Source organism: Pseudoxanthomonas sp. SGNA-20, assembly GCF_003931635.1.
GTDB lineage: Bacteria > Pseudomonadota > Gammaproteobacteria > Xanthomonadales > Xanthomonadaceae > Pseudoxanthomonas.
In genome coordinates this window covers 326,137-352,732 of sequence record NZ_RRYK01000003.1, presented here as the reverse complement: position 1 = coordinate 352,732, position 26,596 = coordinate 326,137, and the positions used below count along the sequence as shown (strand labels likewise).

General features: G+C 70.2%; 16 protein-coding genes. 7 read left to right on the top strand and 9 right to left on the bottom strand.

All coding sequences use genetic code 11. From position 1 onward, the window contains the following. The first annotated feature begins 119 nt into the window (after nucleotides 1-119). From EIM48_RS08660 to EIM48_RS08640, 5 genes are all read left to right on the top strand, one after another. Entirely contained in the window at nucleotides 120-518 is a 399-nt protein-coding gene (locus EIM48_RS08660) for a RidA family protein (protein ID WP_019397773.1), read from the top strand. Between the two features lie 85 nt (nucleotides 519-603). Continuing rightward, nucleotides 604-1,563, top strand: coding sequence for an acetyl-CoA carboxylase carboxyltransferase subunit alpha (locus EIM48_RS08655; protein ID WP_028915569.1), 960 nt, complete (start codon nucleotides 604-606; stop codon nucleotides 1,561-1,563). Nucleotides 1,564-1,608: 45 nt separating this feature from the next. After that, complete coding sequence (tilS, locus tag EIM48_RS08650) at nucleotides 1,609-2,934, top strand: tRNA lysidine(34) synthetase TilS (RefSeq protein ID WP_028915568.1); 1,326 nt, start codon at nucleotides 1,609-1,611, stop codon at nucleotides 2,932-2,934. A gap of 31 nt (nucleotides 2,935-2,965) precedes the next feature. Continuing rightward, nucleotides 2,966-3,223 (top strand): exodeoxyribonuclease VII small subunit, encoded by a 258-nt coding sequence (locus EIM48_RS08645; protein WP_019397496.1) that lies wholly within the window; start codon nucleotides 2,966-2,968, stop codon nucleotides 3,221-3,223. Beyond that, on the top strand, nucleotides 3,213-4,088 hold the full coding sequence (locus EIM48_RS08640; protein ID WP_125111466.1) for a farnesyl diphosphate synthase: 876 nt from the start codon (nucleotides 3,213-3,215) through the stop codon (nucleotides 4,086-4,088). The genes EIM48_RS08645 and EIM48_RS08640 overlap by 11 nt, the downstream gene beginning before the upstream one ends. 80 nt (nucleotides 4,089-4,168) lie before the next feature. Here the strand turns inward: EIM48_RS08640 and EIM48_RS08635 are convergent, their stop codons facing one another. Both EIM48_RS08635 and pmbA read right to left on the bottom strand, forming a co-directional pair. Next, entirely contained in the window at nucleotides 4,169-4,531 is a 363-nt protein-coding gene (locus EIM48_RS08635) for a DUF4870 domain-containing protein (RefSeq protein WP_019397498.1), read from the bottom strand. 114 nt (nucleotides 4,532-4,645) lie between these two features. Then, on the bottom strand, nucleotides 4,646-6,001 hold the full coding sequence (pmbA, locus tag EIM48_RS08630) for a metalloprotease PmbA (protein ID WP_125111465.1): 1,356 nt from the start codon (nucleotides 5,999-6,001) through the stop codon (nucleotides 4,646-4,648). Nucleotides 6,002-6,117: 116 nt separating this feature from the next. Between pmbA and yjgA the strand changes: the two genes are divergently transcribed. Then, entirely contained in the window at nucleotides 6,118-6,738 is a 621-nt protein-coding gene (yjgA, locus tag EIM48_RS08625; RefSeq protein ID WP_125111464.1) for a ribosome biogenesis factor YjgA, read from the top strand. A gap of 51 nt (nucleotides 6,739-6,789) precedes the next feature. On the opposite strand, the gene tldD is transcribed toward yjgA, so the two are convergent. The 4 genes from tldD to EIM48_RS08605 form a co-directional block, all read right to left on the bottom strand. Further along, nucleotides 6,790-8,235: a metalloprotease TldD gene (gene tldD, locus EIM48_RS08620; protein ID WP_019397501.1), complete on the bottom strand. Its 1,446-nt coding sequence runs from the start codon at nucleotides 8,233-8,235 to the stop codon at nucleotides 6,790-6,792. A gap of 146 nt (nucleotides 8,236-8,381) precedes the next feature. Continuing rightward, complete coding sequence (locus EIM48_RS08615) at nucleotides 8,382-12,365, bottom strand: YhdP family protein (protein WP_125111463.1); 3,984 nt, start codon at nucleotides 12,363-12,365, stop codon at nucleotides 8,382-8,384. A gap of 105 nt (nucleotides 12,366-12,470) precedes the next feature. Beyond that, nucleotides 12,471-13,958 carry a ribonuclease G gene (gene rng / locus EIM48_RS08610; protein WP_125111462.1) on the bottom strand — a complete coding sequence of 496 codons (1,488 nt, stop codon included), beginning with the start codon at nucleotides 13,956-13,958 and terminating at the stop codon, nucleotides 12,471-12,473. A gap of 6 nt (nucleotides 13,959-13,964) precedes the next feature. Beyond that, nucleotides 13,965-14,561 (bottom strand): Maf family nucleotide pyrophosphatase, encoded by a 597-nt coding sequence (locus EIM48_RS08605; RefSeq protein WP_019399789.1) that lies wholly within the window; start codon nucleotides 14,559-14,561, stop codon nucleotides 13,965-13,967. Between the two features lie 157 nt (nucleotides 14,562-14,718). Between EIM48_RS08605 and EIM48_RS08600 the strand changes: the two genes are divergently transcribed. Continuing rightward, complete coding sequence (locus EIM48_RS08600; RefSeq protein WP_125111461.1) at nucleotides 14,719-15,444, top strand: SIMPL domain-containing protein; 726 nt, start codon at nucleotides 14,719-14,721, stop codon at nucleotides 15,442-15,444. 70 nt (nucleotides 15,445-15,514) lie between these two features. On the opposite strand, the gene EIM48_RS08595 is transcribed toward EIM48_RS08600, so the two are convergent. The 3 genes from EIM48_RS08595 to EIM48_RS08580 form a co-directional block, all read right to left on the bottom strand. Further along, complete coding sequence (locus EIM48_RS08595; RefSeq protein WP_026010756.1) at nucleotides 15,515-18,511, bottom strand: TonB-dependent receptor; 2,997 nt, start codon at nucleotides 18,509-18,511, stop codon at nucleotides 15,515-15,517. Between the two features lie 620 nt (nucleotides 18,512-19,131). Next, entirely contained in the window at nucleotides 19,132-22,128 is a 2,997-nt protein-coding gene (locus EIM48_RS08590; RefSeq protein ID WP_233581657.1) for a TonB-dependent receptor, read from the bottom strand. A 1,343-nt stretch (nucleotides 22,129-23,471) separates the two neighbouring features. Then, on the bottom strand, nucleotides 23,472-26,489 hold the full coding sequence (locus EIM48_RS08580) for a TonB-dependent receptor (RefSeq protein ID WP_233581656.1): 3,018 nt from the start codon (nucleotides 26,487-26,489) through the stop codon (nucleotides 23,472-23,474). Between the last annotated feature and the right edge of the window lie 107 nt (nucleotides 26,490-26,596).

The window sequence follows — 26,596 nt, the reverse complement described above, 5'->3', positions numbered from 1 at the left end:
TGGATTGTTTGGATTTTACAAACAGTCTGGCCGGGGCTGCGCGGTATATCCGCCGGGGCCGGCTTCCTACAGTGACCGCGGGCCATCCATCCCGGACGGCCACCGATGGAGCAACGACGATGGCAACCCGCGTGGCGGTATTCCCCGAAGGACGGCAGGACCTGTACACACGCAACCGCTACTCGGCGGCGGTACGCGCCGGCGACCTGCTGTTCGTGTCCGGGCAGGTGGGCAGCCGCGAGGACGGCTCGCCGGAGCCGGACCTGGAACGGCAGGTGCGACGCGCCTTCGCCAACCTGGAGGCGGTGCTGGCCGCGGCCGGCTGCAGCTTCGAGGACGTGGTCGACGTGACCGTGTTCATGGTCGACGCCGAGCGCGACTTCGAGCGCGCCTGGCAGGTCGCCGCCGAGTACTGGGGCGGGCCGCCCTATCCGGCCCTCACCGGCATCGGCGTGGAGTGGCTGTACGGCTTCCGTTTCGAGATCAAGGCGGTGGCGCGGATGCCACAGGCGGCCTGAGCCCCATACCGTACGGTCCGGTCCAATCACGTGTGTTCGGCTACACTCCCCGCCTTCCTGTACTACCCGGCACGCCGGACAACGGATGAATCCGAACTACCTCGATTTCGAGCAGCCCATCGCGGACCTGGAGGCCAAGATCCAGGAACTGCGCAATGCCAGCACCGGCCCGGCGGTGAACGTCGACGCCGAGGTCAAGGCGCTGCAGGACAAGCTCCGGCTCCGCACCGCGCAGATCTTCCGCGACCTGACCCCGTGGCAGGTCTCGCAGATGGCCCGCCACCCCCAGCGCCCCTACACCCTGGACTACGTGCAGATCATCTGCGACGAGTTCCAGGAGCTGGCCGGCGACCGCGCCTTCGCCGACGACAAGGCCATCGTCGGCGGCCTGGCCCGGATCGACGGCCGCGCGGTGGTCGTGATCGGCCACCAGAAGGGCCGCGACACCAAAGAGAAGATCCGCCGCAACTTCGGCATGCCCAAGCCCGAGGGCTACCGCAAGGCGCTGCGCCTGATGAAGTTGGCCGAGCGCTTCGGCCTGCCGGTGCTGACCTTCATCGACACCCCCGGCGCCTGGCCGGGCATCGACGCCGAGGAGCGCGGCCAGTCCGAGGCCATCGCCCGCAACCTGCTGGAGATGGCCGAACTGAAGGTCCCGGTGGTGTGCACCGTGATCGGCGAAGGCGGCTCCGGCGGCGCCCTGGCCATCGGCGTGGGCGACTGCACGATCATGCTCGAGTACAGCACCTACTCGGTGATCTCGCCCGAAGGCTGCGCCTCGATCCTGTGGAAGGACGCGGCCAAGGCCAAGGATGCGGCCGAGCAGCTGGGCCTGACCGCGCGCCGCCTGCACAGCCTGGGCCTGGTCGACAAGGTGGTGCGCGAGCCCACCGGCGGCGCCCACCGCAACCCGCGGCAGATGGCGCGCCGGCTGAAGGCGGTGCTGCTCAACCAGCTGGACGAACTGGAGAAGCTGCCGCTCGAGCAGCTGGTGCAGCGCCGCTACCAGCGCCTGCACGGCTACGGCGCCTACGAGGCGGCCTGAGCCACGGCGGCGGCCCGGCCCGGGCCGCCGCGTACGATAGCGGCCATGCCCGACCGCCTGCCGCTGCCCGACCTGCCGCCGGAATGCGACGGCCCGCTGCTGGCGGGCTTCAGCGGCGGGCTGGACTCCACCGTGCTGCTGCACCGCCTGGCCGCGGAGCCGGCGCTCCGCGCCCGTGGCCTGCGCGCCGTGCACGTGCACCACGGCCTGCAACCGCAGGCCGATGCCTGGGCCGCGCATTGCCTGGAGGTGGCCGCGGCGCTGGGCGTGCCCTGCGAGGTGCGCCGGGTGGCGCCGGCGCTGGACGCCGGACTGGGCCTGGAAGCGGCCGCGCGCGAGGCGCGCTACGCCGCCCTGGCCGCGGCCCTGCCGCGCGGCGGCGTGCTGGCCACCGCCCACCACCAGGACGACCAGGCCGAGACCTTCCTGCTGCGCGCCCTGCGCGCCTCCGGTCCGGAGGGCCTGGGCGCGATGCGCCCGCTGCGCCGGTTCGGCGGGGGCTGGCACTGGCGGCCGCTGCTGCAGCTGCCGCGCCAGGCGCTGGAGGCCTATGCCCGCGCCCACGGCCTGGGCTGGATCGACGACCCCAGCAATGCGCTGGCCGAGGCCGAGCGCAATTTCCTGCGCCTGGAAGTGTTGCCGCTGCTGCGCCGGCGCTGGCCGCACGCGGCCGCGGCCCTGGCCCGCAGCGCCACGCTGAGCGCCCAGGCCGACGCCCTGCTCCGGGCCGACGACGCGGCCCTGCTGGACCAGCTTGCCGGCGACGACGGCCAGGTGCTGCCGGTGGAACCGCTGCAGGCCCTGCCCGCCGCGCGCCGCGCGCGCCTGCTGCGGGCGTGGATCCGCGGCCTGGGCCTGCCGCCGCTGCCGGCGCGCGGGGTGGAACGGATCGAGCGCGAGCTGCTGCCGGCACGGCCCGACGCCGGGGCACGCTTCGCCTGGTCGGGCGCGCGCGTGCTGCGCTGGCGCGGGCTGCTGCATGCCGATGTGGAGCGCGCGCCGCTGCCCGCCCACTGGCAGGCCGGGTGGGACGGCCGCGCGCCACTGGAACTGCCGGACGGGGGCCGCCTGTGGCTGGCCGATGCCACCGGGCAGCCGGCGCAGGCCGCGTTCGCGGCGCCGTTGCTGGCGCGCGCGCGCCGCGGCGGCGAGCGCATCCGCCTGCGCGGCCGCGCGCATTCGCACGCGCTCAAGCACCTGCTGCAGGAACGTGGCGTGCCGCCGTGGCGGCGCACTCAGCTGCCGCTGCTGTGCGATGCCGGCGGCAGCGTGCTGGCGGCCGCCGACATCGTCCTGGCCGCCCCGCTGGAGCAGTGGCTGGAAGCGCACGCCCTGGTCCTGCGCTGGCAGCCGCCGCGCGCGCCGCGTTGACCCCTTCCGCCCCACCGCGCACACTTGCCGCATGCCGAAGAACGATGCCCTCGACGCCTCCCCCGTCGCCCGGTTCGAGCAATCGCTGGACGAGCTGGAGCAGCTGGTCGAGAAGATGGAACAGGGCGAAATGAGCCTTGAGGATTCGCTGGCCGCCTACGAGCGCGGGGTCGGCCTGTACCGCCGCTGCCAGGGCGCGCTGGAGCAGGCCGAGCTGCGCGTGCGCCTGCTCTCCGACCCCGACCGTCCCGAGGACGCCCAGCCGTTCGGCGCCGACGATGGCGCCTGAGGTTTTCAGGCGCTGGGCCGCGCGCACCGAAGCCACCCTCGAACGCTTGCTCCCGGACGATGCCGCCGAGCCGCGGCGCCTGCACGCGGCCATGCGCCACGCCACCCTCGGCGGCGGCAAGCGCATGCGTCCGCTGCTGGTGTACGCCGCCGGCACCGCGCTGGGCGCGGACGAAACACTGCTGGACGCCCCGGCCGCGGCGGTGGAACTGGTCCACGCCTATTCGCTGGTGCACGACGACCTGCCGGCGATGGACGACGACGACCTGCGCCGCGGCCGTCCCACCGTGCACGTGGCCTTCGACGAGGCCACCGCGATCCTGGCCGGCGACGCGCTGCAGACCCTGGCCTTCGAGGCGCTGGCCGAGGCACAGGCGCCGGCCGCGCTGCGCGCGGCCTGGATGCAGGCACTGGCGCGCGCCTCCGGCGCGCGCGGCATGTGCGGCGGCCAGGCCCTGGACATCGACGCCACCGGCAGCCAGCTGCCGCTGGAGGCGCTGCAGCGCATGCATTCGCTCAAGACCGGGGCGCTGATCCGCGCCGCGGTGCGCATGGGCGCGCTGGGCGCCGGCGCCGACGAGCCGACCCTGCAGCAGCTGGACCACTACGCCGACGCGCTGGGCCTGGCCTTCCAGGTGCGCGACGACTTGCTGGACATCGAGGCCAGCAGCGAGACCCTGGGCAAGACCGCGGGCAAGGACGTGGCCCAGGCCAAGTCCACCTACCCCGCCCTGCTGGGCGTGGACGGCGCGCGCGCCAAGCTGGAGCAGCTGGCGCTGCAGATGCAGGCCGCGCTGGCCGGGCTGGGCGGCGGCAGCGACCTGCTGCAGGCGCTCGGCGAGCTGGCGGTGCGCCGCAACCACTGAAGGCCGCGCCATCGCAGGCCGGAAAAAGCAAAGGGCCCGGCGTTGCCGGGCCCTTTGCATTGGCGCTCGCGCGCCGGCGCTTACTTCACCAGGCGCAGGGTGAACGGATAGCGGTAGGCCTCGCCGCGGTTGGCGGCCATGGCGGCGATGATCGACAGCACGATCCAGCCCAGGGCCACGACCATCAGCAGCAGGAAGCCGATCAGCACCAGGGTCAGCACGCCCGAGACGACCGCGGCGATCAGCACGGTGATGTTGAAGTTCAGCGCTTCCTTGCCCTGGTCGTTGACGAAGGGCATGGTGTCCTTCTTGATCAGCCACACCACCAGCGGACCCAGCAGCGAGCCCAGCGGGATGACCAGGCCGATGAAGGTGGACAGGTGGGCGAACAGGCCCCACAGGCGCTCGTCGGCGCTCACCGCGGTGCTGTTGTAGTCGTTCATTCGTTTTTCCCCTGTAAGTAGTCGGAAAGGCACCGCACGGTGCAATGGGTGAAGCGGCCGAAGGATAGCAATCCGGGCCGGCCGCGCCCATCCTCCCGCCGCGCCGCGCGCGGCTCAGTCCCCGCCGGCCACGGTCATCTTCCCGACCAGGATCGGGCCGGTGCGGATGTGCGAGCGCGGGTCGACCTCGCTGCCCACTGCCTCGACCGCGGCGAACATCGTCCGCAGGTTGCCGGCGATGGTCAGCTCGTCCACCGGGAACGCGGTCTGCCCGTCCTCCACCCAGAACCCGGCCGCGCCGCGCGAATAGTCGCCGGTCACCGGGTTGACGCCCTGCCCCATCAGCTCGGTGACCAGCAGGCCGCGGCCCATGCCGCGCAGCATGTCCTGCAGGGTGCCGGCGTTGGCCGAGACCTCCAGGTTGTGCACGCCGCCTGCGTTGCCGGTGGTCTGCAGGCCCAGCTTGCGCGCCGAGTAGCTGCCCAGCACGTAGCGGCGGAGCACGCCGTCGACCACCAGCGGGTTGTCGCGGGTGGCCACGCCGTCGGCGTCGAACGCGGCCGAGCGCAGGCCGTGCGGCAGCAACGGACGCTCATGGATCGACAGCCATTCCGGGAACAGGCGGGTGCCGACGCTGTCCAGCAGGAAGCTCGCCTTGCGGTACAGCGCGCCGCCGGAGACCGCGCCCAGCAGGTGGCCGACCAGCGAGCGGGCGACCTCGGCGGAGAACAGCACCGGGTATTGGCCGGTGGCCACGCTGCGCGGATCCAGGCGCGAGACCGCGCGCTCGGCGGCGCGGCGGCCGATCGCCGCCGGGCTTTCCAGGTCCTGGCGCGCCAGGCCGATGCTGTACCAGCCGTCGCGCTGCATCGCCTCGCCGTGCCCGGCGATCAGGGCCAGGCCCAGCGAATGCTGGGTCTCGCGCTCGCGGCCGACGAAGCCGTGGCTGTTGGCGTACACCGCCAGGCTCTCGCCGCTGCCGAAGGAGGCGCCATCGGAATTGGCCACGCGCGGGTCGGCCTCGCGCCCGGCGGCCTCGCAGGCCAGGGCCAGTTCCACCGCCTCGTCCGCGTCCAGCCGCCACGGGTGCCAGGTGTCCAGGTCGGGGAATTCGCGCGCCATCAGCTCCGGGTCGGCCAGGCCGGCGGCCTCGTCGTCCTCGGTGTGGCGGGCGATCGCGCAGGCCTGCTCGACCGTGGCCTCCAGGCTGGATTCGTGCAGGTCGGCGGTGCTGGCACTGCCCTTGCGCTTGCCGAAGTACACGGTCACGGCGATGCCGCGGTCGTTGGACGACTCCACCGTCTCCACCTCGCCCATGCGCACGGACACGTTGAGCCCGCGCTCCTCGCTGCAGCTGACCTCGGCCTGGCTGGCGCCCAGCGCGCGGGCGCGGGCCAGCAGCCGCTGCGAGATCTCGGCCAGGCGGTCCAGCCGCTGCTGGCTGTCGTCGTTGCGCACGATGTCGTTCACGTTCCCATCCTCAACAGGCAATCCGATAGTGTGCCGGGCCGCACCCGGCGCCGGCGATGCATGGCGCCGGTAGCCATGCGGGTAGAATCGCGCCCATCCGAACGAGCCCCCACCCCATGCGCGGACGCGACGAAGAAACCGGCGAATACCTTTCCCCCAGCCGCAGCCAGAAGCGCCGCGAAGCGCTGGGCGTGCTGGAGCTGGCCGAGAAGCTGGCCGGCCTGACCCCCACCCAGCTGTCGAAGCTGCCCATCCCCGAGGACCTGCTGCCGCACATCGAGCAGACCCGGAAGATCACCGCACACATCGCGCGCAAGCGCCAGCTGGCGTTCCTGGCCAAGCAGATGCGGCGCGAGGACGAGGCCGCGCTGGACGCGATCCGCGACGCGCTGGACGAGGACGGCGTGGCCGCGCGCCGCGAGGTGGCGCTGATGCACCGGGTGGAAGGCTGGCGCGAGCGGCTGCTGGAGGAAGGCGACGCCGCCCTCGGCCAGCTGCTGGACGAGCATCCGCACGCCGACCGCCAGCACCTGCGCACCCTGGTGCGCAACACGCTGGAGGAGCGCAAGCGCAACAAGCCGCCGCGCGCGTTCCGCGAGCTGTTCCGCGAACTGAAGGCGCTGCTGGGGGGCGCGGCCGCCGGCGAGGCGGCCGGGTACGGCGCGGACGCCGCGGCCTCCGTCGACGACGAGCTCGAGTTCGACGACGCCGGCTTCGAGCCCGGCCAGGACGACTGACCGCGCCGCCACGCGCCTGCGTCCTGCATCGCCGGCCTCACGCGCGGGCCATCACGCCCGCGTCCCGCCGACGGTCAGGCCGTCGATCAGCAGCGAGGGCTGGCCGACACCGACCGGCACGCTCTGCCCGTCCTTGCCACAGATGCCCACGCCCTCGTCCAGGGCCAGGTCGTGGCCGACCATGCGCACCTTCTGCATGGTCTCCGGGCCGTTGCCGATCAGGGTCGCGCCCTTGACCGGCGCGGTGACCTTGCCGTCCTCGATCAGGTAGGCCTCGGTCGCCGAGAACACGTACTTGCCGCTGGTGATGTCGACCTGGCCGCCGCCGAAATTGACCGCGTACAGGCCGCGCTTCACCGAGGCGATCATTTCCTGCGGATCGTGCCGGCCGGCGAGCATGTAGGTATTGGTCATGCGCGGCATCACCAGGTGCGCGAACGACTCGCGGCGGCCGTTGCCGGTCGGGGCCATGCCCATCAGCCGGGCATTGAGGCTGTCCTGCATGTAGCCGACCAGCACGCCGTCCTCGATCAGGGTGGTGCAGCGGGTGGGCTCGCCCTCGTCGTCGATGTTGAGCGAGCCGCGGCGGCCTTCCAGGGTGCCGTCGTCGACAATGGTCACGCCCGGGGCGGCCACGCGCTGGCCGATGCGGCCGGCGTAGGTCGAGGTGCCCTTGCGGTTGAAGTCGCCCTCCAGGCCGTGGCCGACCGCCTCGTGCAGCAGCACGCCCGGCCAGCCGGCGCCCAGCACCACCGGCATGGTGCCGGCCGGGGCGTCCACCGCCTCCAGGTTCACCAGGGCCTGGCGCAGGGCCTCGCGCGCCAGCCGCTCGGGGCGCCCGCCGGCGAACAGCTCCTCGTAGGAATAGCGCCCGCCGCCGCCGGCGTAGCCGGACTCGCGGCGGCCATTGTGCTCGACGATCACCTGCACGTTGAGCCGCACCAGCGGGCGCACGTCCGCGGCCAGCACGCCGTCGCTGCGCGCCACCAGCACGGTGTCCACGCCGCCGGACAGGCTGGCGGTGACCTGCTGCACGCGCGGGTCGGCGGCGCGCAGCAGGCGGTCCAGCGCGCGCAGCAGCTCGACCTTGTCCTCGTTGCGCATGCCGTCCACCGGGTCCAGCGCCGGGTACAGGGCGTGGCCGCCGCTGCGCACCAGCTGGCGCGGGGCGTGGGCGCGGCCGTCGCGGGCGATCGCCCGGGCCGAGCCGGCGGCCAGGCGCAGGGCCTCGGCGTTGATGTCGTCCGAATAGGCGAAGCCGGTCTTCTCGCCGGAGATCGCCCGCACGCCAACGCCCTGCTCGATCGAGTGGGCACCGTCCTTGACGATGCCGTCCTCCACCGTCCAGCTCTCGCGGCGGCTGTGCTGGAAGTACAGGTCGCCGAAGTCGATGCCCGGCCCCAGCAGGGTGCCGAAGGCGCGGTCGAGGGCGGCGGGATCCAGCCCGCCGGGCTGCAGCAGGCGGGACTGGGCGAGGGTCAGGGAGGATTCGGTCATGGTGGCTGGATGGGGACGGTCGCCGGCCAGGGCAAGCCGGGGGTGTGCATGATGACACCTGGGCCCTGCACCGCCGATGTCCGGCGGCCACCCAGGCAGGTGGCCGCCGCGGACGGGGGCGGCCGGATCCGGCCTGGCGCCGGCGCTCAGCGGGCCAGGTCGGGACCCGCCGTGCCTGGCGCGGCGGGTTCGGGGGGCGTCGGCGCGCCACCGGCCGGCGCGCCCGCCGCCGGCTCGCGCTCCACCACCTCGACCCGGGGCTCCTTCCAGGGCCCGCTGACGTGGTAGGTGCGCGCGGCGATGCCGCCCAGCGGCCGGCCCAGCACGGCATTGGCCGCGGCGCCGACCGCCGCGCCCATCGGTCCGCCGGCGACCGCGCCGACCACGGTCAGCAGGTTGCCGGACTTGGGCTGGACGTCGATGGTCTGGTCGAACTGCTGCGCCACCAGGTCGGTGCGGCCGCGGATGCGGATCTCGGCGGCCGGGCCGTCGATCAGCATGTCCGGGGTGGCGGCATGGCCGCCGCCCACCTGTACCTGGCCTTCCAGGCGGTTGAACGCCAGGCCGCGGAAGAAGAAGTCGCGGAAGTCCAGCATCAGCCGCCGCGGCAGCTGGGCCACGCTCAGCAGGCCCAGCACGCGGCCGGCGCCGGGCTCGACCTCCAGCAGCTGGCCATTGCGCACGTCGATGCGCAGGTTGCCCTCCAGCGCGCCCAGGCTGAAACCGTCCGGCGGCCCGGGCCAGCCGGCCTGCAGGCGCAGGGTGCCCTCGCCGCGGGCGAGGAAGTCGGCATAGCCCAGGGCCGAGACCAGCCGGCCCATGTCCTCGCTGCGCACGTCCACCTGCAGCCGGGTGCGTGCGTCGGCGCCGCGGCCGGTCCATTCGCCGCTGATGTCGGCCTGCTGCCAGTCGGCGCGCAGCTGCAGCCGCTCCAGGCGCATGCCGTCGGCCACCGGTGTGGTGCGCAGGCTGGCGCGGCCCAGACGCGCGCCGCGGTAGCGCAGGTCCTCGACCTCGATCGCCAGCGGCGGTACCGCGGCCGGGTCGAAGCTTTCCGGCGCCGTTGGCTCCGGCGCCGCGGGCAGGTCCGCGGCAGGGTTGCCGGCAGCGGCCACGGACGCCGCAGCCGGCGTGGCGGCCCCGGCGGCGGTCGGACCAGGGTCGGCCGCGGGCGTGGTCTGCGCTGCCGCGGCGGCCGGCGCTTCCGCCTGCGCGCGCGCCACCGGCTGCCAGTGCAGCCGCGCGAAGCGGCCCTGCACCGGCTCGCCCGCCGCATCCGGCACCTGCAGGTGGCCGGCCAGGGCCGGGCCGTCCACCTCCACCGCCAGCATCCCGGCCCGCGGTTCCAGCTGCAGCCGGGTCTGCGCGAACTGCCCGCCCAGCAGGTACAGCTGCTGGGCCAGCACGTCGACCCGGCGCAGCGGCAGCCCGTCGCCGCCACCGCCGCGCGCCAGGCCAATCCATTCCAGCGCATCCAGCTCGGCGGTGTGGCCGCCGATGGCCATGCCGCTGGCCGGCGGCTCGCCGGCGACCACGGCGCTGCCCAGGGTCACCATCACCCCGGTGGCGCCATTGTGCTGGCGCGCGCGCAGGGCCAGGCGCTGGCCGAAGGCCAGATCGATCGGGCCGCTGCCGAACGGCAGGCCCAGCTGCACCCGGGTCGGCAGGGTGGCCGGCGCCGGCTTGGCCAGTGGCGCGGGGAAGTCCAGGGTGGTTCCGGCCAGGTCCGAATCCAGCCGCAACCGTGCCGCCGGGGTGCCGGCCGGGGCATTGGCCGGCACCGCCAGGCCCAGGATCCAGGCGGAGCGGCCGTGCACGTAGGGGCGCATCCAGTCCAGCTCCGGGGCGCGCGCCAGCAGGCGGCTGGCATCCATCGGCGCGGCCAGCTCGGCCTCGAAGGCCTGCGCCGGGTCCTGCACGTGGCCGCGGCCGGCGCGCAGCGACAGGCGCCCGGGCTGGCCTTCGTAGGCGACCGCAAGGTCCCCGGCGGTAAAGCCGTTGCCGTCGTAGCGGACCTCGCCGCGCACGCCGTCGAAGGCCAGGTTCCAGCGCTTCTCCACCAGCCGGGTGCCGGCCAGTTCGACGCTGCCGGACAGGCGCCCGGGCTGGTCGTGCTTCAGCGGCAGGTTGAGCGCGAAGCTGGCCCGCGCCGGGCCGGAGGCCTGCAGGTTGTCCAGGGTCTCGGCCTGGGCCTCGTACAGCGGGCTGGCGCGCAGCAGCTCGACGAAGCGGCCGGCGTCGGCGCGGGCGCTGGCGCGCACCAGCAACGGCGCGTCGCCGTAGTCGGCGATCCCCGCCTCGAAGCGCTCCACCGGCACCCCGCCCAGTTCGCCGCTGCCGCGCACCTGGAAGCCGTTGCCGACAAAGGCAACCTCGGCCTGGGTCGATTCCAGCGCCGGCCATTCGGCCTGGAAGCGGAAACGGCCGCCCTCGATCCGCCCGCGCGCGTCGAACAGGCCGTTGTCGTGCACGAACGGCCAGTCATCCAGGTCGCCGGCCACCAGCGCGCGGCCATCGCGCACCACGCCGTCCTCCAGGGCCATGTCCAGCCACTGCACCGCCGCCGGCGGCATCGACTGGCGCAGCCAGAACTTCTTGGCCGCCGGCACCGCGGCATCGTCCAGTTCGGCGGCCACGTCCATCCACGGCCGGGTGCCATCGCCCTGGAAGTGCAGGCCGCCGCGCAGGCGCGCGCCGTAGTCGCTGGCGCGGATCGCCAGGTCCGGGGTGGCGACCTGCCAGCCCGGGCCTTCGCGCCAGGCCAGCAGGTGGCCGTCCAGGCGCACCTCGTGGGCCACGCCGAAGCCGCCCGGCCAGTCCAGGCGCAGCGGGGTGGCGGGGTCCAGCGCCAGGTGGATGGCCTGGGCATCGCCCTCGAAGCTGCCGGACAGGCCTTCCAGGCCGGGGGCGCGGCCGACCGGGGCAAAGCCCAGGCCTTCCAGCCGGCCCTGCAGGCGCAGCGCGCCGCCGCGCTCGCCGGCCAGCTCCAGCGCGGCCAGGCGCGCATGCGGCGCCGCTTCCAGCAGCCAGGCGCGGCGTTCCGGCGGCAGGCGGTCGGACAGCGCGGCCAGCGCCAGCAGCGGCCCCAGCTCGACCTCGTCCACCCGCAGCGCGTACTGCTGGCCGCCGGCCAGCACCAGCCCGTCCAGCCGCTGCGCGCCGCCGGGCATCTCCAGGTGCAGGTGCGGCGCGTCCAGGCGCCAGCCGCCGGCCACCAGCCGCCAGGTCAGCTGTCCGGACAGCCCGGCCAGCTGCTGCAGCGGACGGCCGAGGCCTTCCAGCGGGGCTCCGGCCAGCTCCACGCCGCGCAGCTCGAACTGGCTGGTCGCCAGCACCACGCGGCGGCCGCGCAGTTCGGCCCAGGCCTGGACCTTGCCGCTGCCGGCCTGCGGGGTGATCCCGGCCTGGCCCAGCAACGGCGCCCAGGCGGCCAGGTCGGCCGCGTCCAGCTGCGCCCAGGCGCGGCCATCGCCGCGGCTGCGCTCGAACTCCAGGGCCAGGGCCAGCGGCTCGGCCTGCGGATCGATCCAGCCGCGGGCACCGGCGCGGACCCGCGCGCCGTCGACGCGCAGGCGCAGGTCGATGCGCGGGATGCGCAGCTGCAGGCCCAGCTGCGGCGCCTCGACGTCGAGGCGGCCGCCAATCACCTGCAGCTCGCCCAGCCCTTCCAGGTACTGCAGCGGATCGGCCTGGGGCGCGCCGTCGGCCAGCGGCAGGCCGCGGATCGCCCAGCGGCCATCGTCTTCGCGGCGCAGGGCCAGGGCCGGGCCACGCAGGCGCAGCTCGGTGAAGGAACGGCCCGGGAGCAGGCCGGCGTACAGCGAGACCAGCACCTCGGCCTGGCCGACCTGCACGCCGCCGCCGTCGGCGCCGCCGCCGATGCGCAGGCCATCCAGCTGCAGCAGCGGGCCGCGCCGGGTCCAGCGCGTGCGCACCTGGTCGAACTGCACCGGGCGGCCGGCCTTCTCGCTGAGCCAGGCCGCCACCTTGTCCGGATGGCGCTCGGCCAGCGGCAGCAGCTGGCTGGTGGTGCCGACCGCCAGCGCCACCGCGATCAGCAGCACGGCCGCCAGGTATCCGGCCCAGCGGCGCACCCGGCGCAGGCGGTGGCGCGACAGCACGGTGGTCACCGTCCGCGGGTCCGGCGGGCGCGCAAGCGCGCCGCGGCAACGGCCAGCGCCGCCCCCGTCCCGTCGCTGCCCGTCCTGGCCGTTATCGTCCCTGGGGTCCGCGCCTCAGAGCAGGACCACATCGAACTGCTCCTGCAGGTACTGCTCGTCCGCCTGGAAGCGGATGCTCTTGCCGAGGAATTCCTCCAGCTCGGCCACCGCCGCCGATTCCTCCTCGGTGATCCGCGCCACCACCTTGGGCGAGGCGATCACCAGCAGGCGCGCGGCCTCGAACTGGCGCACGGCGCGGGTGATCTCGCGGAAGATCTCGTAGGTCACCGTCTCGGCGGTCTTCACCGTGCCGCGCCCGCCGCACTGCGGGCAGGTCTCCGACAGCTGCCGCTCCAGGCTCTCGACCGTGCGCTTGCGGGTCATCTCGACCAGGCCCAGCGGCGAGAAGTCGTACACCGTGGTCTTGGCGTGGTCGCGCGCCAGCGACTTCTCCAGCGTGCGCAGCACCTGGCGGCGGTGCTCCGGGTCGGTCATGTCGATGAAGTCGATGATGATGATCCCGCCCAGGTTGCGCAGGCGCAGCTGGCGGGCCACCGCCTGCGCGGCCTCCAGGTTGGTGCGGTACACCGTCTCCTCGAGGTTGCGCTGGCCGAGGAACGAGCCGGTGTTGACGTCGATGGTGGTCATCGCCTCGGTCTGGTCGATGACCAGGTAGCCGCCGGACTTCAGCGGCACCTGCTTGTCCAGGGCGCGTCCGATCTCGTCCTCGACCCCGTACAGGTCGAAGATCGGGCGGTCGCCGGAATACAGCTCCAGCTTCTGGGCCAGCACCGGCATGTACTTGGCGACGAAGGCCTGCAGCCGGTCGTAGGTGTCGCGCGAGTCGACCCGCACCTTTTCCACGTCCTTGCGGATCAGGTCGCGCACCGAGCGCAGCGGCAGGCTCAGGTCCTCGTAGATGATCGAGCCGGCCGGGGCCTCGCGGCCGCGGCGCTCGACCACGTTCCATACCCGCGACAGGTAGGCGATGTCCTCGGCCAAGGCCTCGGCCGGCTGGCCCTCGGCGTTGGTGCGGATGATGTAGCCATGGCCGCCGTGGCTGGTGGCCAGGTCGGAAACAATGGTCTTCAGGCGCTGGCGCTCGGCCTCGTCCTCGATCCGCGCCGACACGCCCACCGTGCGCGACTGCGGCAGCAGCACCAGGTAGCGGCTGGGGATGCTGATCTGGGTGGTCAGGCGCGCGCCCTTGGTGCCGATCGGGTCCTTGACCACCTGGACCACGATCTCCTGGCCATCGCGCAGCAGCTCCACGATCGACGGCGGCGCCAGCGACTGCGGCGGGGCGTCGTCGGACACCCCGGCGTCGACCGGGGCCGGCCGCACCACGTCGTTGGCGTGCAGGAACGCGGCCCGCTCCAGGCCGACCTCGACGAAGGCCGCCTGCATGCCGGGCATCACCCGCTGCACCCGCCCCTTGTAGATGTTGCCGACCACGCCGCGGCGCCAGCCGCGCTCGATGTGCAGTTCCTGCAGCATGCCGTTCTCGACCACGGCCACCCGGGTCTCGCGCGGCGTGACGTTGACCAGGATCTCCTCGGACATGCGCTCCTATCCTGCCATCGCGGCGCGGGCGCCGGCCGTGGTTGCGGGGCCGGCGGCCAGCAGCCGCGCGGTTTCGTGCAGGGGCAGGCCCATCACCCCGGAATGGCTGCCGGCCAGGTGCTCGACGAAGGCCTCGGCGCGGCCCTGGATGGCATAGGCCCCGGCCTTGCCCAGCGGCTCGCCGGTGGCGACGTAGGCGGCGATGGCCGCCTCGTCCAGCGCCGCGAAGCGCACCTGGGTGGTCGACAGCACCTCGCGCGCACCGGCGGCGTCGTGCACCACCACCGCCGACAGCACCTGGTGGGTGCGGCCGGACAGGCGCCGCAGCATGGCCGCCGCGTCGTCGGCGTCGGCCGGCTTGCCGAACACCTCCCCGTCCAGCACCACCTCGGTATCGGCGCCCAGCACCCGCGCGCCCGGCTCGGCGCATACCAGGGCCCAGCCGGCGGCGGCCTTGTCGCGGGCCACGCGGCGCACGTAATCGGCCGCCGGCTCGCCGGGGGTGCGCACTTCGGGCACGTCGACGTCGAGCAGGCGGTAGGAGAGGCCGAGGCGCTCGAGCAGTTCGGCCCGGCGCGGGGACTTGGAAGCCAGATAGAGCATTCGGAAAGGATAACCCGCGCCTGCCCGCTGAACGGTGTCCGATCGGCACCGGCGCCCCGCGACCCCGGAGCGGCTCACCGCGCGTTCATGCGTACAACCCGACCCTGCCGCCGTTCTTCACGCGGCCGGCGCGGCCCCATCCAAGGAGACCCATCGCATGCGCAACCTTTTCGCCTCCCTGCTCGCCCTCCCGCTGGCCCTGGCCATCGCCGCCCCGGCGGCGGCCCAGCAGGGGACGGTCCCGCCGTTGCCGGCCGACGCCACCCTGCTCTCGGTCCAGGCCCAGGCCCAGGCCAGCCAGGCCCCGAACATCGCCAGCGTGTCCGCCGGCGTGGTCACCCAGGCCGCCGACGGCAACGCCGCCATGCGCCAGAACGCCGAGCAGATGAACCGGGTACTGGCCGCGCTCAAGGCCGCCGGCGTGGCCGAACGCGACATCCAGACCAGCGGCGTGAACCTGCACCCGCAGTACCGCTACGTGGAGAACCAGGCACCGGTGATCACCGGCTACCAGGCCAGCAACACGGTGGGCGTGAAGCTGCGCGACGTGGCCAGGATCGGCAAGGTGCTGGACGCACTGGTGGCCAACGGCGCCAACCAGATCAACGGCCCCAGCTTCGGCATCGACAAGCCCGAGCCGCTGTACGACCGGGCGCGGATCGAGGCACTGAAGCTGGCCCAGGCGCGCGCGGAAACCTATGCCAAGGCGCTGGGCCTGCGCGTGCGCCGGATCGTCAGCATCGGCGAGGGCGGCGCCGGCATGCCGGTGCCGATGCCGCGGATGGGGGCGATGAAGGCCGAGGCGTTCGACAGCACCCCGGTGGCCCCGGGCGAGAGCAGCGTCTCGGTGTCGCTGGACGTGGTGTTCGAGCTGGGCCGCTGAGTCCGGCGGCCACCGCGCCATAAAAAAAGGGCGCCCCTGGGGGCGCCCTCCCGCCACTGTCCCGGGGCGGTCAGAACTCGTACTGGACCGAGAAGGTCACCGTGCGCGGGGCCACGAACCCGGTCGGGAACTTGTAGCTGTAGACCCGGTCGCCGGCGCCGGTGTCCCAGTCATCGCGGACCCGGTAGTAGTCCTCGCGGTTGAACACGTTGTTGGCGACCAGGCCGAACGACAGGCCCTCCGCCCAGCGCGGCTCGTAGTCCAGGCGCAGGTCCACGATCTTCACCCACGGCACGCGGCCGGACGTACCGCGCGGATGCAGGCCGTCCTCGTACGAGACCGGGACGCTGGTGCCCTCGCCGCAGTAGAACGAGGCCACGCCGTACAGCGGGGCAACCGGGTCCGGGCCATCGCCCGGGTACACGCCGAAGCAGTTGATCGGGCGGCCGCTCTGCGCCAGCAGGCTGGCGCCCAGGCGCAGCTCGTCGGTCAGCTGGTAGGCGCCGAACAGCTTGAAGCTGTGCCGGCGGTCGTTGGGCAGGTAGCCGAACGAGCCGTCCATCAGGCCGGGGTAGTCGAAGTCCTGGGTGATGCCGGCATCGTCCTGGCCGTTGTCCGACTTCACGTAGCCCTCGGTGTTGCCCTTGCTCTTGGCATAGGTGTACGAGGCCGACAGGAACCACTTGCCGTCCCAGGCGCGGTCCAGCATCAGCTCCAGGGCGGTGTAGGTGCGGCGGGCCTCCGGCAGGCCGATGGCCTCGGCCGGGATGTCCACCCGGGTCAGGGTGCCGGTGCCGTCCAGGTCGACGTTGGCCGACAGGGCCTTGCCGGGGTTGGTCAGGAAGCAGTGCTCCAGGGCCCCGTAGATGGCCTCGGCCTGTTCTTCCGAATAGCCGTTGGCCAGCGCCCAGTTGGCGGCGCCATCGCCGGTGCAGATGTCGTCCATGCCCGACTGCAGTTCGCGGCGGATGGCGCGGAAGCCGGCGGTCCAGTTCGGGGCGAAGGTGAACTGGGTGCCGATGATGTACTCGTCCTGGTACATCGGGTCGAGGTTGTTGTCGACCACGGTCCGCGGGTCCGGGATCTCGCCGGTGGACGTGTAGTTGCGCGGGCCCACCTGCTCGCCCAGCACCGGGATGCCGGTCGCCGGGTCGATGCCGGTGAAGGTGTACCACTCGGTGTAGTCCAGCTCCGGGCCGGCCAGGCGCACGTTGGTGTTGGCGTACACCGGGATGTAGTAGCGGCCGGCGTTACCGAACACCTTCAGGCCGGAGTCGCCGTTCACGTCCCAGGAGAAGCCCAGGCGCGGCGCCCAGGTGTCCTCGATGTCGATGAAGGTGCCGCCCTCGGAGTTGAGGTTCTCGAAGCCCTCGTTGCGGATGCCCAGGTAGGCCATGAAGTTGTCGGTGACCTGCCAGGTGTCCTCGACGTACCAGGCATTGTTCTTGGTCAGGTAGGTGCCGCCGTTGCCGATGTAGCGGAAGCGGACCAGTTCGGTGACGCCGGGCGGCACGATCACCCCGGGCGCGGCGGTGGAGCCGGGCGTTCCGTTGACGTAGCGCCAGGACGCGCCGCCGGAGTACTCGCTGCCGTCGACCGTCTCGAATTCCTCGCGGTCCAGGCCGAAGCGCAGGGTGTGGTCGCCCAGCACCCACTCGCCGTCCACGCGCCAGGCCTTGCGCACGTCGCCGGCGTCCGGCACGCCGCGGAAGGTGTCGATCCAGCAGCCGGCCACGCCCACCGGCGCGGTGCCGGAGGAACGCACGTCGACCACCACCGGGCAGCCCTCGGCGTTGGTGTTGGTGTTGAAGCGCGAGTACTCGCCGCGGCCGTACAGCGCCGACAGGGTGAAGGTGTCGGTGAGGTAGCCGGTCCACTTGCCGATGTAGTTCTCGCCGCCCTCCTCGGCGCGGAAGGTGCCGATCGGGGTGCCGCCGCCGATGGTCAGGTCGCCCGGCTCGCGCTGGTAGGTGGTGCCCTTGATCTTGTTCTTGTCGCTGAAGGCGGTCAGCTCGAGGCGGTGGCTGTCGTTGATGTACCAGTCCAGCTTGACCAGGCCCTGCGGCGAGTCTTCCTTGGAGCGGTCGCTGCCGTTCTCGTAGTTCAGGACCTCGGTGTCGTCCTTGCCCTGGAACAGGCCGAAGAAGAACAGCCGGTCCTTGATCAGCGGACCGCCGCCGTAGAGGTTGTAGACGAAGGAATCGGTCTTGGAGCCGGTGTCGACGATGCGGTAGGTGCCCGAGCGGGTCGGGTCGTAGGCGAAGGGCGTGCCCTTGGCCAGGGAGTCCGGGCTCCAGAACAGGCTCACGCCGCCCTTCCACTCGTTGGTGCCCTGCTTGGTGGTGACGTTGATGACGCCACCGAGGGAACGGCCGAACTCGGCGCCGTAGCCGCCGGTCTTCATCTGCTGTTCCTGCACCGCCTCGAACGGCACCTGGTTGAAGGCGGTGCCGGTGACGATGTTGGTCACGTTGAAGCCGTTGACGTAGTACACGTTCTCGGCCACGGAGGAACCGCCGAACGAGGCCAGGTTGCCGAAGCGGTTGTCGCCGCGCACCGTGCCCGGCGCCAGCAGGGCCACGTCGGTGGCGTTGCGGCGCACCGGCAGGCGGTCCAGCTGGGCCTCGGTCAGGATCGTCACCGACTCCACCGAGGACACGTCGATCGGGTTGACCGCGCCGGCGAAGCCGCGCACCTCCACCGCGTCCAGCGCCGTCGCCGAGGAACTGGCCGCGGCGACGAAGGAGACGTTGGAGCCGCTACCGCTGCTGACCCGCACCACGCGCTCGTTCACTTCCCCGGACGGCGAGGTGCGGATCACCCGGTACTCGCCCGCGGGGATGGCCGACAGGCGGAAGCTGCCGTCGCCACCCACGGTGATCTGCCGGGTAAAGCCGGTCTGGGTGTTGACGATCTGGACCGTGTCGCCGCTTTCCGCCTGGCCGAAGACCGAGCCGGCGGTATTGGACTGCGCGTGGACGGTGCCTGCGAAACACAGGCCAAGCGCGATACTGAGCGCGGTCCGCCTTATTCCCCTGGAGCAATGGAAGCGATTGGATTCAGTCACAGCTGCAGCCTCTTGATGGATGGAAACTGGACTTGCGCCCGAAGGCTTTCTTACCGGACGGAAAACGCCCGGTTAACCGCGATGTAACGGTGTTTTTGCGCAAGGAATCAAGCCAGATGAAACGACCTGGTTCTCACTTTGCGGAACCGTTCGGATAAATCGATTCGCACTCCCGCATTCAACAAAGTCGTCGGATCGTGAAGTCGCGAAGCCCGTCACGCGCATGTTCGGCGTCACCACTTGATTCGCCGCATACAAACCTGAAGCACTGGCCCGTGGGCGCCTGCAGCTGCCTTGGCGTCCCGACGTAACCCGCGCATACGCATATATATGCGTGGCCATCGTCCGCTCGCAGCGCCGGCGAGGCACTCGCGCATCCCCCGGGCAGATCCGGAGGCTTCCCTCGACGCGCGACACCGGTCCACCTCCCCGTTCCCGCGTGCCCTGCCCCGGGTGCATGCACCCTGGCATGCCCTCCGCAAGCCGTGCCGCCGCATGTCGCAGGGCAGCGTGGCGCGATCCGGCATCGGCTTTCCGTCGCGTCCAGCGCATCCGCCCCGCACACAAAAAAGAACCGGCGCCCGAAGGCGCCGGTTCCGGTCACGCACGATCGGTGTGGATCAGAACGAGTAGCGCACGCCCAGGTAGGCACGGCGCGGCTCGACCCAGTCGTTGGCCTCGCCGAAGTTGTACACGCCGTTGCCGTCGACCAGGGCCATGTGGCTGGTGGCCGACTGCTTGTTGAGGATGTTGAAGACGTCGACGAAGAACTCCAGCTGTCCGACCTGCAGCGGCTTGACGTACTTGGCGCGCACGTCGAGCGTGTAGTACGACGGGCCGGTCTCGGCGCCGATGCTGCCGGGCAGCACCCAGGTGTCGAACACGCCGTCGTACTCGTACTCGTCGCCCATCACCGGCAGGTAGCGGCCGGAGATCAGCTGCGAGCGGCTGTAGATCAGGCCGCTGTTCCAGTTGAACACCGCGCTCAGCTCCAGGCCGAAATCGAACTCGTACGAGCCGAAGGCCTTGAACTGGTGCTCGATGTTGCCCGGCTGCCGGCCCCACATGTTGGGGGCGCGCGGGTCGATGGCCAGCCAGTCGCCCTGGAAGTCCGCGTTGGAGTCGGAGTTGGTGTTGCCGTGGGCGTCGTTGTAGGTGTACGACAGCATGCCCTGCCAGTTGTTGCTCTTGAACTTCTGCAGGGTGATCTCCAGGCCCTGGTACTCGCGCTTGCCGCCGGCCAGCGTGGCGATCACGTAGTTCGAGTTCGGGGCGCCGTCGTAGCCGAAGTACGAGTACGGCAGGTAGAACGTCGGCGAACCCGGGCCGGCCACGCCGTGGTCGCCGCGCTCGACCGTCGGGTCGGAGTACAGCGCCAGGTCGTAGTCCTCGAGGATGTCCTTGGTGGTGCGCCGGGTGAAGGTCACCGACAGGCTCATGTCGGTGCCGATCGTGTGCGACACGCCCACCATGAACTCATCGGTATACGGCGTCTTGGTCGACGGCGCGAACAGCGCGTCCGGGGTCTTCTCGCCACCACGCACGCGATAGGTCAGCCAGCGGTCGCCGATGTAGATCTGCTCGTGCAGCTCCGGGCCGGTCAGGTTGCCGGCGAAGTCGGCCATGTTGGTGCGGATCGGGTCGTAGTACCGGCCGTAGAAGCCGAACAGCTTGGAACGGGCGTCGCCGAAGATGTCGTACACCACGCTCAGGCGCGGGGCGAACTCCCAGTCGAACTTCGCGGACTCGCCGCCCTTGGAGTCGTAGTGGGTCCACTCCTCGGCGCGCACGCCGGCGTTGACCGTCCACTGGTCCTTGGTCCAGGTGTCCTGCAGGTAGAAGGTCTTGCCCTTGCTCTTCACCGTGTACGGCGCGGCGGCCGCCTCGATGATGCGGTAGTTGTTCACCTGGCCGGTCGGGTTGCCCGCGGTGCTGGTGAACTGGTACGCGTACAGCTCGGCCTGCGACACCTCGCCGTCGCCGTTGGTGTCCAGGGCGCTGATGAAGTACGCGCGGTCGGCGGCGGTGGAGTTGCCGACGCGGCCGGTGTCGGACAGCAGGCGGGAAACATCGCTGCTGGAGATCGAGCGGGTGCCCGACCAGCCCGGGCCGATGAAGTCGGCGAAGCTCACGCCGGCGTTGGCCGCGGCGATGGAGGCGTAGCGCGCGCGGTCCGGGCCGGTGATGATCGAGTCCTCGAAGTACTCGTTCTCCGAGTAGGACACGCCGCCCTTGATGGTGTGGGTACCGAAGGCGGTGTCCAGGAAGTACTCCAGGCTCAGGCCGAACTCGTCGCGGTTGCGCTCGGTGATCAGCGCGGTGCCGCCGCCGCCCTGCTGGCGCTCGGCCAGGCTGGCCGGCGAGTTGAAGTAGGCGACGTCGTTGCGCGACTGGTCCTGCACCGCCGGGATGTCGGACAGCTCGCCCTCGTGGGTGAAGCCGTAGACGTTCAGCAGCAGGTTGCCCCAGTCGCGGCTGTACTCCAGCTTGTAGTTGTCGCCGCCCTGCTCGCGGGCCACGTCGCGGTTGTTGAGGGTGGTCGCGTTGCGCGAACCGCTGATATCGGTCGGGTCGTTGAAGAAGGTGGCGACCAGGCGGTCGTTCTCGGTGATCTGCCAGGTGGTCTTGAAGAACGCGTAGCGCGCGTCGCTCTCCACCGTGCGCATCGCGGTGCGCGTGGTCGGGTCAAGCACGTCGTCTTCGCGGTACTTCTTCTGGTACGAGGCGAAGAACCACAGCTTCTCCTTGACGATCGGGCCGCCCAGGGTGAAGGCGGTGTCGTAGGTGGAGAAGCCGCTGGACTCGCCGTGTTTGTCCTTGGCGACCAGGTTGTCGTTCTGCAGGTAGTAGTTGACCGAGCCGTGCCACTCGTCGCTACCGGACTTGGTGATCACCTTGGAAATCAGGCCCGAGCCGCCGGCGTACTCGGCGGGCACGCCGCCGGTGATGACCTGCTGCTCCTGGATGATCTCGGAGTTGAAGTTCGAACCGAAGGTGCCGGTGTTGTTGTCGGTGACGTCGACGCCGTCGATCAGGTAGACGTTGTCGGAGGAGCTGCCGCTGGCGCCGCCGATGTCGCTGTAGTTGACGCCGGACTTGGACGAAGGGTTGCCGCCGGGGCTGGGCTTCACGCCCGGGACCAGCTGCAGGTAGCTCTGGTAGCTGCGGCCGGTGGGCAGCGATTCCACCATCTGCAGGGTCAGCGTGGTGCCCACGGTGGCCGAGGTGGTGTCGATGGCCGCCAGCGAGGCGCCGGTAACGACGATCGCGTCGAGGGTGGTGGCATCGCCGGCGGTGCGGCCGCCGCCGCCCAGGCTGTAACCCAGGCTGAGGTTGCGGCCGGAAACCACCGCCACGTTGGACGCGGTGTAGTCCTCGTAGCCGGCCGCGGAAATCACCACGGTGTAGTTGGTCGCCGGGTCGAGGCCCTGCAGGCGCACGGTGCCGTCATCGCCGGTGACGCCGCTCTTGCTGACGAGACTGTCCGGAGAACTGACCCGCACGGTTGCACCGGCAACCGGTTGCCCGTCAGCACCGGTGATGCTGATACGCAAGCTGCCGGGATCGGCGGCCCAGGCGGCGCCGGCAATGCACATGCCCAGCGCGAGGCTGAGCATGCTTCGCTTGATGTTCTTCACACAACGGGAGCTTTTCGTATTCGTCACAGCGCCGACCTCTCACAAATTTTTAAAGGGGAGTTGGACTACACGCCCGGCGCACATCCATTGATGGAACCTGAATGATCGCAGGGTTAACCGGAATATAACGACGTTTCTCCCACAGAAGAATCATGTGAAATGAAAGCAACCCCGTTCAGATGTTCATCTGTAAATAAAATAAATTTATTTACTAAGGAAACTGAATTGGCTGATCCAGCCATTCCGAAAGTTAAGTGACTGTTTTTTAAATCCACACAAAGTCATTCTGAAAAGATGAACGGGCTGCCAAAGCCTCTTACATATAATTTTTTGGTCTAAATTTCAGATATATATTGAGAAAATTGAATAGGTTTCCTGACTTCGGGCACATCCATATGGCGCCCGAATCTGTGCAAATCGATGCCATCCGTGCCTGTCTGAGAGGACGGTGCGCCGAGCAACACCGGCACCCGCACGTGCCTCTGCGGGCTCTTTGGTTGCGCCGCACCACCACACGCTGTGCGGCATTATTCGGCGCGTCCCGCGACCGGCGGGGCCAAGTCCTACTCGCCGGAAGAGCCTGTCGACCGCCCACGCACCGGTGATTGCGCAGGCCGCGGGCTACGTGGACTACGCCGACGAGGCGACGGGACGACTCCGCCCGCACGCAGGCGCAAACTCGATGTGCCAGCCGCCCCACGTGATGCCAGTCCGGCCAAGCAGAGAGGGCAAGAGATTGCATGGCGATGGCCAGCGCCCGCCGCGCGCTTCAATCTCGTCCATGACCGATCTGCTGTCGTGTGCGGGGACAGGCATGGCCTTGACCCGGCCATTGCGCCTGATGATCCCGAATACGACCACCTTGCTGCCGCGCCGCAGCCCCGTTTGCCTTTTCGCGCCCCCCCCCCGCGGTCGTTTCGCACAACTCCAGGGCGCCGTCGAATGGCTCCCGCAGGTCCTTGACCTGGTCACTGCAGGCCTGCAGTACACGGTTGAATCGCTCTGGCACCGACGCACTGGCCTGACTGCGGAATCGCTGCCACGAGGACGGCACCCCCAGCACGAACAGCTCCAGGAGGCGATGTGCGACGCCCCCCGGCCGGCGGCCGAATCACATACGCGTGTCCAACTGAAGCGATGGCTGCAAGCACCACTTCAAACGACCATCGCCCAGCTCGTAGTGCCTTGCGCCTTCGCAGAAGGGGCACCACCTCATGACCAGACCATCCCGAATCCGGTTCGATTTGGCTAGGAAGTACCCCCCAAAAAAAAAGGATGGCCCCGAAGGGGGGCCATCCTTGCCAGACGCGGATTCCTGACGATTAGTAGTCGTAGGAAACCGACAGCTGGGTGTAGCGCGGGGTGGTGAACGAAATGCCCATGCCGTAGGTGTTGTCCACGGTGTAGGGCGAAGACTCCCACTCGGAGTACTGCAGGGTCGGCTTGCGCTGGTTCAGCGCGTTGAACACCTGCAGACCGAACGCCAGCTTGTTGCCGGCGAAGGCCGGACGGTAGCTCACGCCCAGGTCGAGGTTGGTCGTCCACGGGGTACGACCGGCATCGCCCGGACGCGACGGCTTGCCACCACAGGCGTGGTAGTAACCACCGTAACCCACCGGGTCGGCTGCCTCGCTGTCGGCCGGGATACCACCAACGGTGTAGTAGCCCAGGCAGGAACGCGGAGCGCCCGACATCACACGCAGGTTGGCCGAAACCAGCCACTCGGGAGTGAACTGGTAGGCGCCGTAAGCCTTCAGCTGGTGACGACGGTCGTTAGCCATGTAGCCGCCGGCGTACCACATCAGGGCGGCGGCGTCCCAGTCCTGGGTCTTCGACACGCTGTCCTGGCCGATGTCGCTCTTCACCTGGCCCTCGGTGTTACCGGTGCTGCGCGACCAGGTGTAGTCGATGCGCGCCTGCCACTTGTCGTTGAAGGCGCGCTCCAGGTACAGGTTCACCGCGGCGTAGTTGCGCTTCGCCTTCTTGTCCAGACCCCAGTCGGCGGCGGTCATGGTGTAGTCGAAGTAGTTGCCGTCGGCGTCGATGGCGACGAAGGTATTGGTCAGGCCCGGGTTGAAGATCGGGCAGGAGTCGTTGAAGGTGACCGTGTCAGCGTCGTACCCCATCTTCTCCAGCTTGGCGACGATCTTGTCCGGATCGCAGATATCGTCGATGGCAGTACCCAGGCGACGATAGACCGCCTTCGCACCGTAGACCCAGTTGTCGCCCAGGGTCTTGTCGAAGCCGATGATGGCCTCATCCTGGTACTGCGACTTCAGGTCCTTGGCGGTAACGGTGGCCGGATCGATCGGCTGGCCATACTCGTTGTTGGCCGAAACCGGACCCGGGCCAAGCGGCGACAGGCCGGTCGGCACGCCGTTCGCGTCGATGCCGGAGTAGGTGAAGTACTCGCGGGTGTAGATCGAGGCGCTGGCGGCGCGGATCGCGACCTGGTTCGGCAGGGCCAGGTAGTAGCGACCCAGGTTACCGTAGACCTTCAGCGAAGAATCACCGAACACGTCCCAGCTGACGCCCAGGCGCGGGGCCCACTGGTCGCCGCTGTCCACATAGGCTTCGCCCGCCGAGTTCTTGTTGGTGAACTTGTCGTTGCGGATACCCAGCGACAGCATCACGTCATCGGTCAGGTACCAACGGTCCTCGATGAAGTACGCCTTCTGCTCGAGCGACATGCTGGTCGCCTCGGAGTAGATGTACTTCTGCACGTAGTACTCCTGGCCCGGAGCGCCGACGCCCAGCGACGGGTTGATCGCCGCGTTCGGGTTGGCGGTGCGCGAGTAGATCCACAGGTAGCCCGGGCCGGAGGTGGACTGACCCTCGTTGTGGGCGCTGTAGTACATGTTGTCGATACCGAAGGTCAGCTGGTGGTCGCCCAGCACCCACTCCAGGTCCGCACGCAGGCCGCGGGTCTTGTTACCAGCGTCCATGGCCTTGCCGTAGATCGCACCCTGCGCATTGCGGATCGGGGTGCCGCCGGTGTAGGCCGGATTCTGGTTGGTGACGCCGCTCAGGTACGGCAGCGAACCACCCTCGCCCAGGTTGAACTGCAGGTTGTCGTGCTCGCTCTTGCCGTAGGTCGCGCTGAAGGTCAGGTTGTCCGACAGGTAGCCCGTGTACTTGGCGATGTAGTAGCGCGAGTTGTCCTTGGTGGTGTCCGGAGCAGACGGCAGGCGCTCGCCCTCGGTGCCGGTCTCGTAGTCGTACGCGTTGTAGTAACCGCTCTGACGGTCGTTGTGCTTGATGCCCGTCAGCTCGAGGATGTGGTCATCGCTGATGTTCCAGTCCAGCTTGGCGTACAGCTTCGGCGTATCGTAATCGTAGTGGGTACGCTGCTGGATGGCCGCGGCGGTGGAACCGGTCGAGATCTGGTCGACCTGCTCCTGTTCGGCCGCAGCGAACACGAACAGCTTGTCCTTGATCAGCGGACCGCCCGCATAGGCGCTGTAGACCAGGCTCTGGGTCTTGTCGCCGCCGCGGCGACGGTACAGGGCACCAGCCTTGTCAGGATCCTGGTAATCCCAACCTTCCGGCAGCTGCTCGTTCGGGTAGTAAACGTCCTTCGGCGAGTTGGCCAGATCACGGGGGCGGAACACCACCTGGCCGCCGAACTTCCACTCATTGGTACCGCGCTTACCGACCTGGTTGATCACGCCACCGTCGGAACGACCATAACGGGCGCTGTAACCGCCGGTGTAAGTCTCCTGCTGGTCGATCGCGCCATAGGGCAGGCCCACGCCGCCGATGTTGGACAGCGGATGGCCGGTCGCGAAGCCGTTGATGTAGTAGGCGTTCTCGCTGACGCCGGCGCCACCGAAGGACACGACGTTGCCAAACTCCGCGCTGCCCTTGACCGCGCCGGGGGCCAGCATAGCGATGGACTCGGCCGAACGGGCCAGCGGCAGCTTGGCCAGCTGCTCGGCAGTGATGACGGTGCGCGAGTCGACGCTGGTCACGTCGACCGGGCTGACCATGCTCCCCACGACGGTGACGCTCGCCAGGGTGGTCGGGCCGCCCGAGGAGAAGGACACGTCCACGCCCTGACCGACGCGCAGCTGCACGCCCTTGCGGATGTCGACGACTTCGTCGCCGCGACGCAGGGTCACGGTGTACTGGCCGACCGGCAGGGAGCCGATGGAGTAACGGCCGTTGGCATCGGCCTGGACGACGCGAGTCAGACCCGTGTCGCTGGTGATCTCGATGCTGGAACCGGCCGGAACCGCACCGTAGATGCTACCGGTGGTGCTCTGGGCGTAGGCCTGTTCGGCCGGGATCATGGTGGCCACAGCACCGGACAGCGCCAGTGCCAGCAGGCTCACCTTCATATAGTTACGGCGGCGGCTGTCACCGCCCTTAGTTGCAAAAGACATTAGTCCTCTCGATTCAAATGCTTATGGGACAGTGGCCGCGAAGCTAAGCCTCGCCAGCGGTC

Coding starts and splice junctions, on each gene's coding strand:
- tldD (WP_019397501.1), bottom strand. CDS start 8,235: ATGACCGAATCCTCCCTGACCCTCGCCCAGTCCCGCCTGCTGCAGCCC.
- EIM48_RS08635 (WP_019397498.1), bottom strand. CDS start 4,531: ATGAACGACTACAACAGCACCGCGGTGAGCGCCGACGAGCGCCTGTGG.
- EIM48_RS08605 (WP_019399789.1), bottom strand. CDS start 14,561: ATGCTCTATCTGGCTTCCAAGTCCCCGCGCCGGGCCGAACTGCTCGAG.
- EIM48_RS08640 (WP_125111466.1), top strand. CDS start 3,213: ATGGCGCCTGAGGTTTTCAGGCGCTGGGCCGCGCGCACCGAAGCCACC.
- tilS (WP_028915568.1), top strand. CDS start 1,609: ATGCCCGACCGCCTGCCGCTGCCCGACCTGCCGCCGGAATGCGACGGC.
- yjgA (WP_125111464.1), top strand. CDS start 6,118: ATGCGCGGACGCGACGAAGAAACCGGCGAATACCTTTCCCCCAGCCGC.
- EIM48_RS08580 (WP_233581656.1), bottom strand. CDS start 26,489: ATGAAGGTGAGCCTGCTGGCACTGGCGCTGTCCGGTGCTGTGGCCACC.
- EIM48_RS08645 (WP_019397496.1), top strand. CDS start 2,966: ATGCCGAAGAACGATGCCCTCGACGCCTCCCCCGTCGCCCGGTTCGAG.
- EIM48_RS08655 (WP_028915569.1), top strand. CDS start 604: ATGAATCCGAACTACCTCGATTTCGAGCAGCCCATCGCGGACCTGGAG.
- EIM48_RS08600 (WP_125111461.1), top strand. CDS start 14,719: ATGCGCAACCTTTTCGCCTCCCTGCTCGCCCTCCCGCTGGCCCTGGCC.
- rng (WP_125111462.1), bottom strand. CDS start 13,958: ATGTCCGAGGAGATCCTGGTCAACGTCACGCCGCGCGAGACCCGGGTG.
- EIM48_RS08660 (WP_019397773.1), top strand. CDS start 120: ATGGCAACCCGCGTGGCGGTATTCCCCGAAGGACGGCAGGACCTGTAC.
- EIM48_RS08590 (WP_233581657.1), bottom strand. CDS start 22,128: ATGCTCAGCCTCGCGCTGGGCATGTGCATTGCCGGCGCCGCCTGGGCC.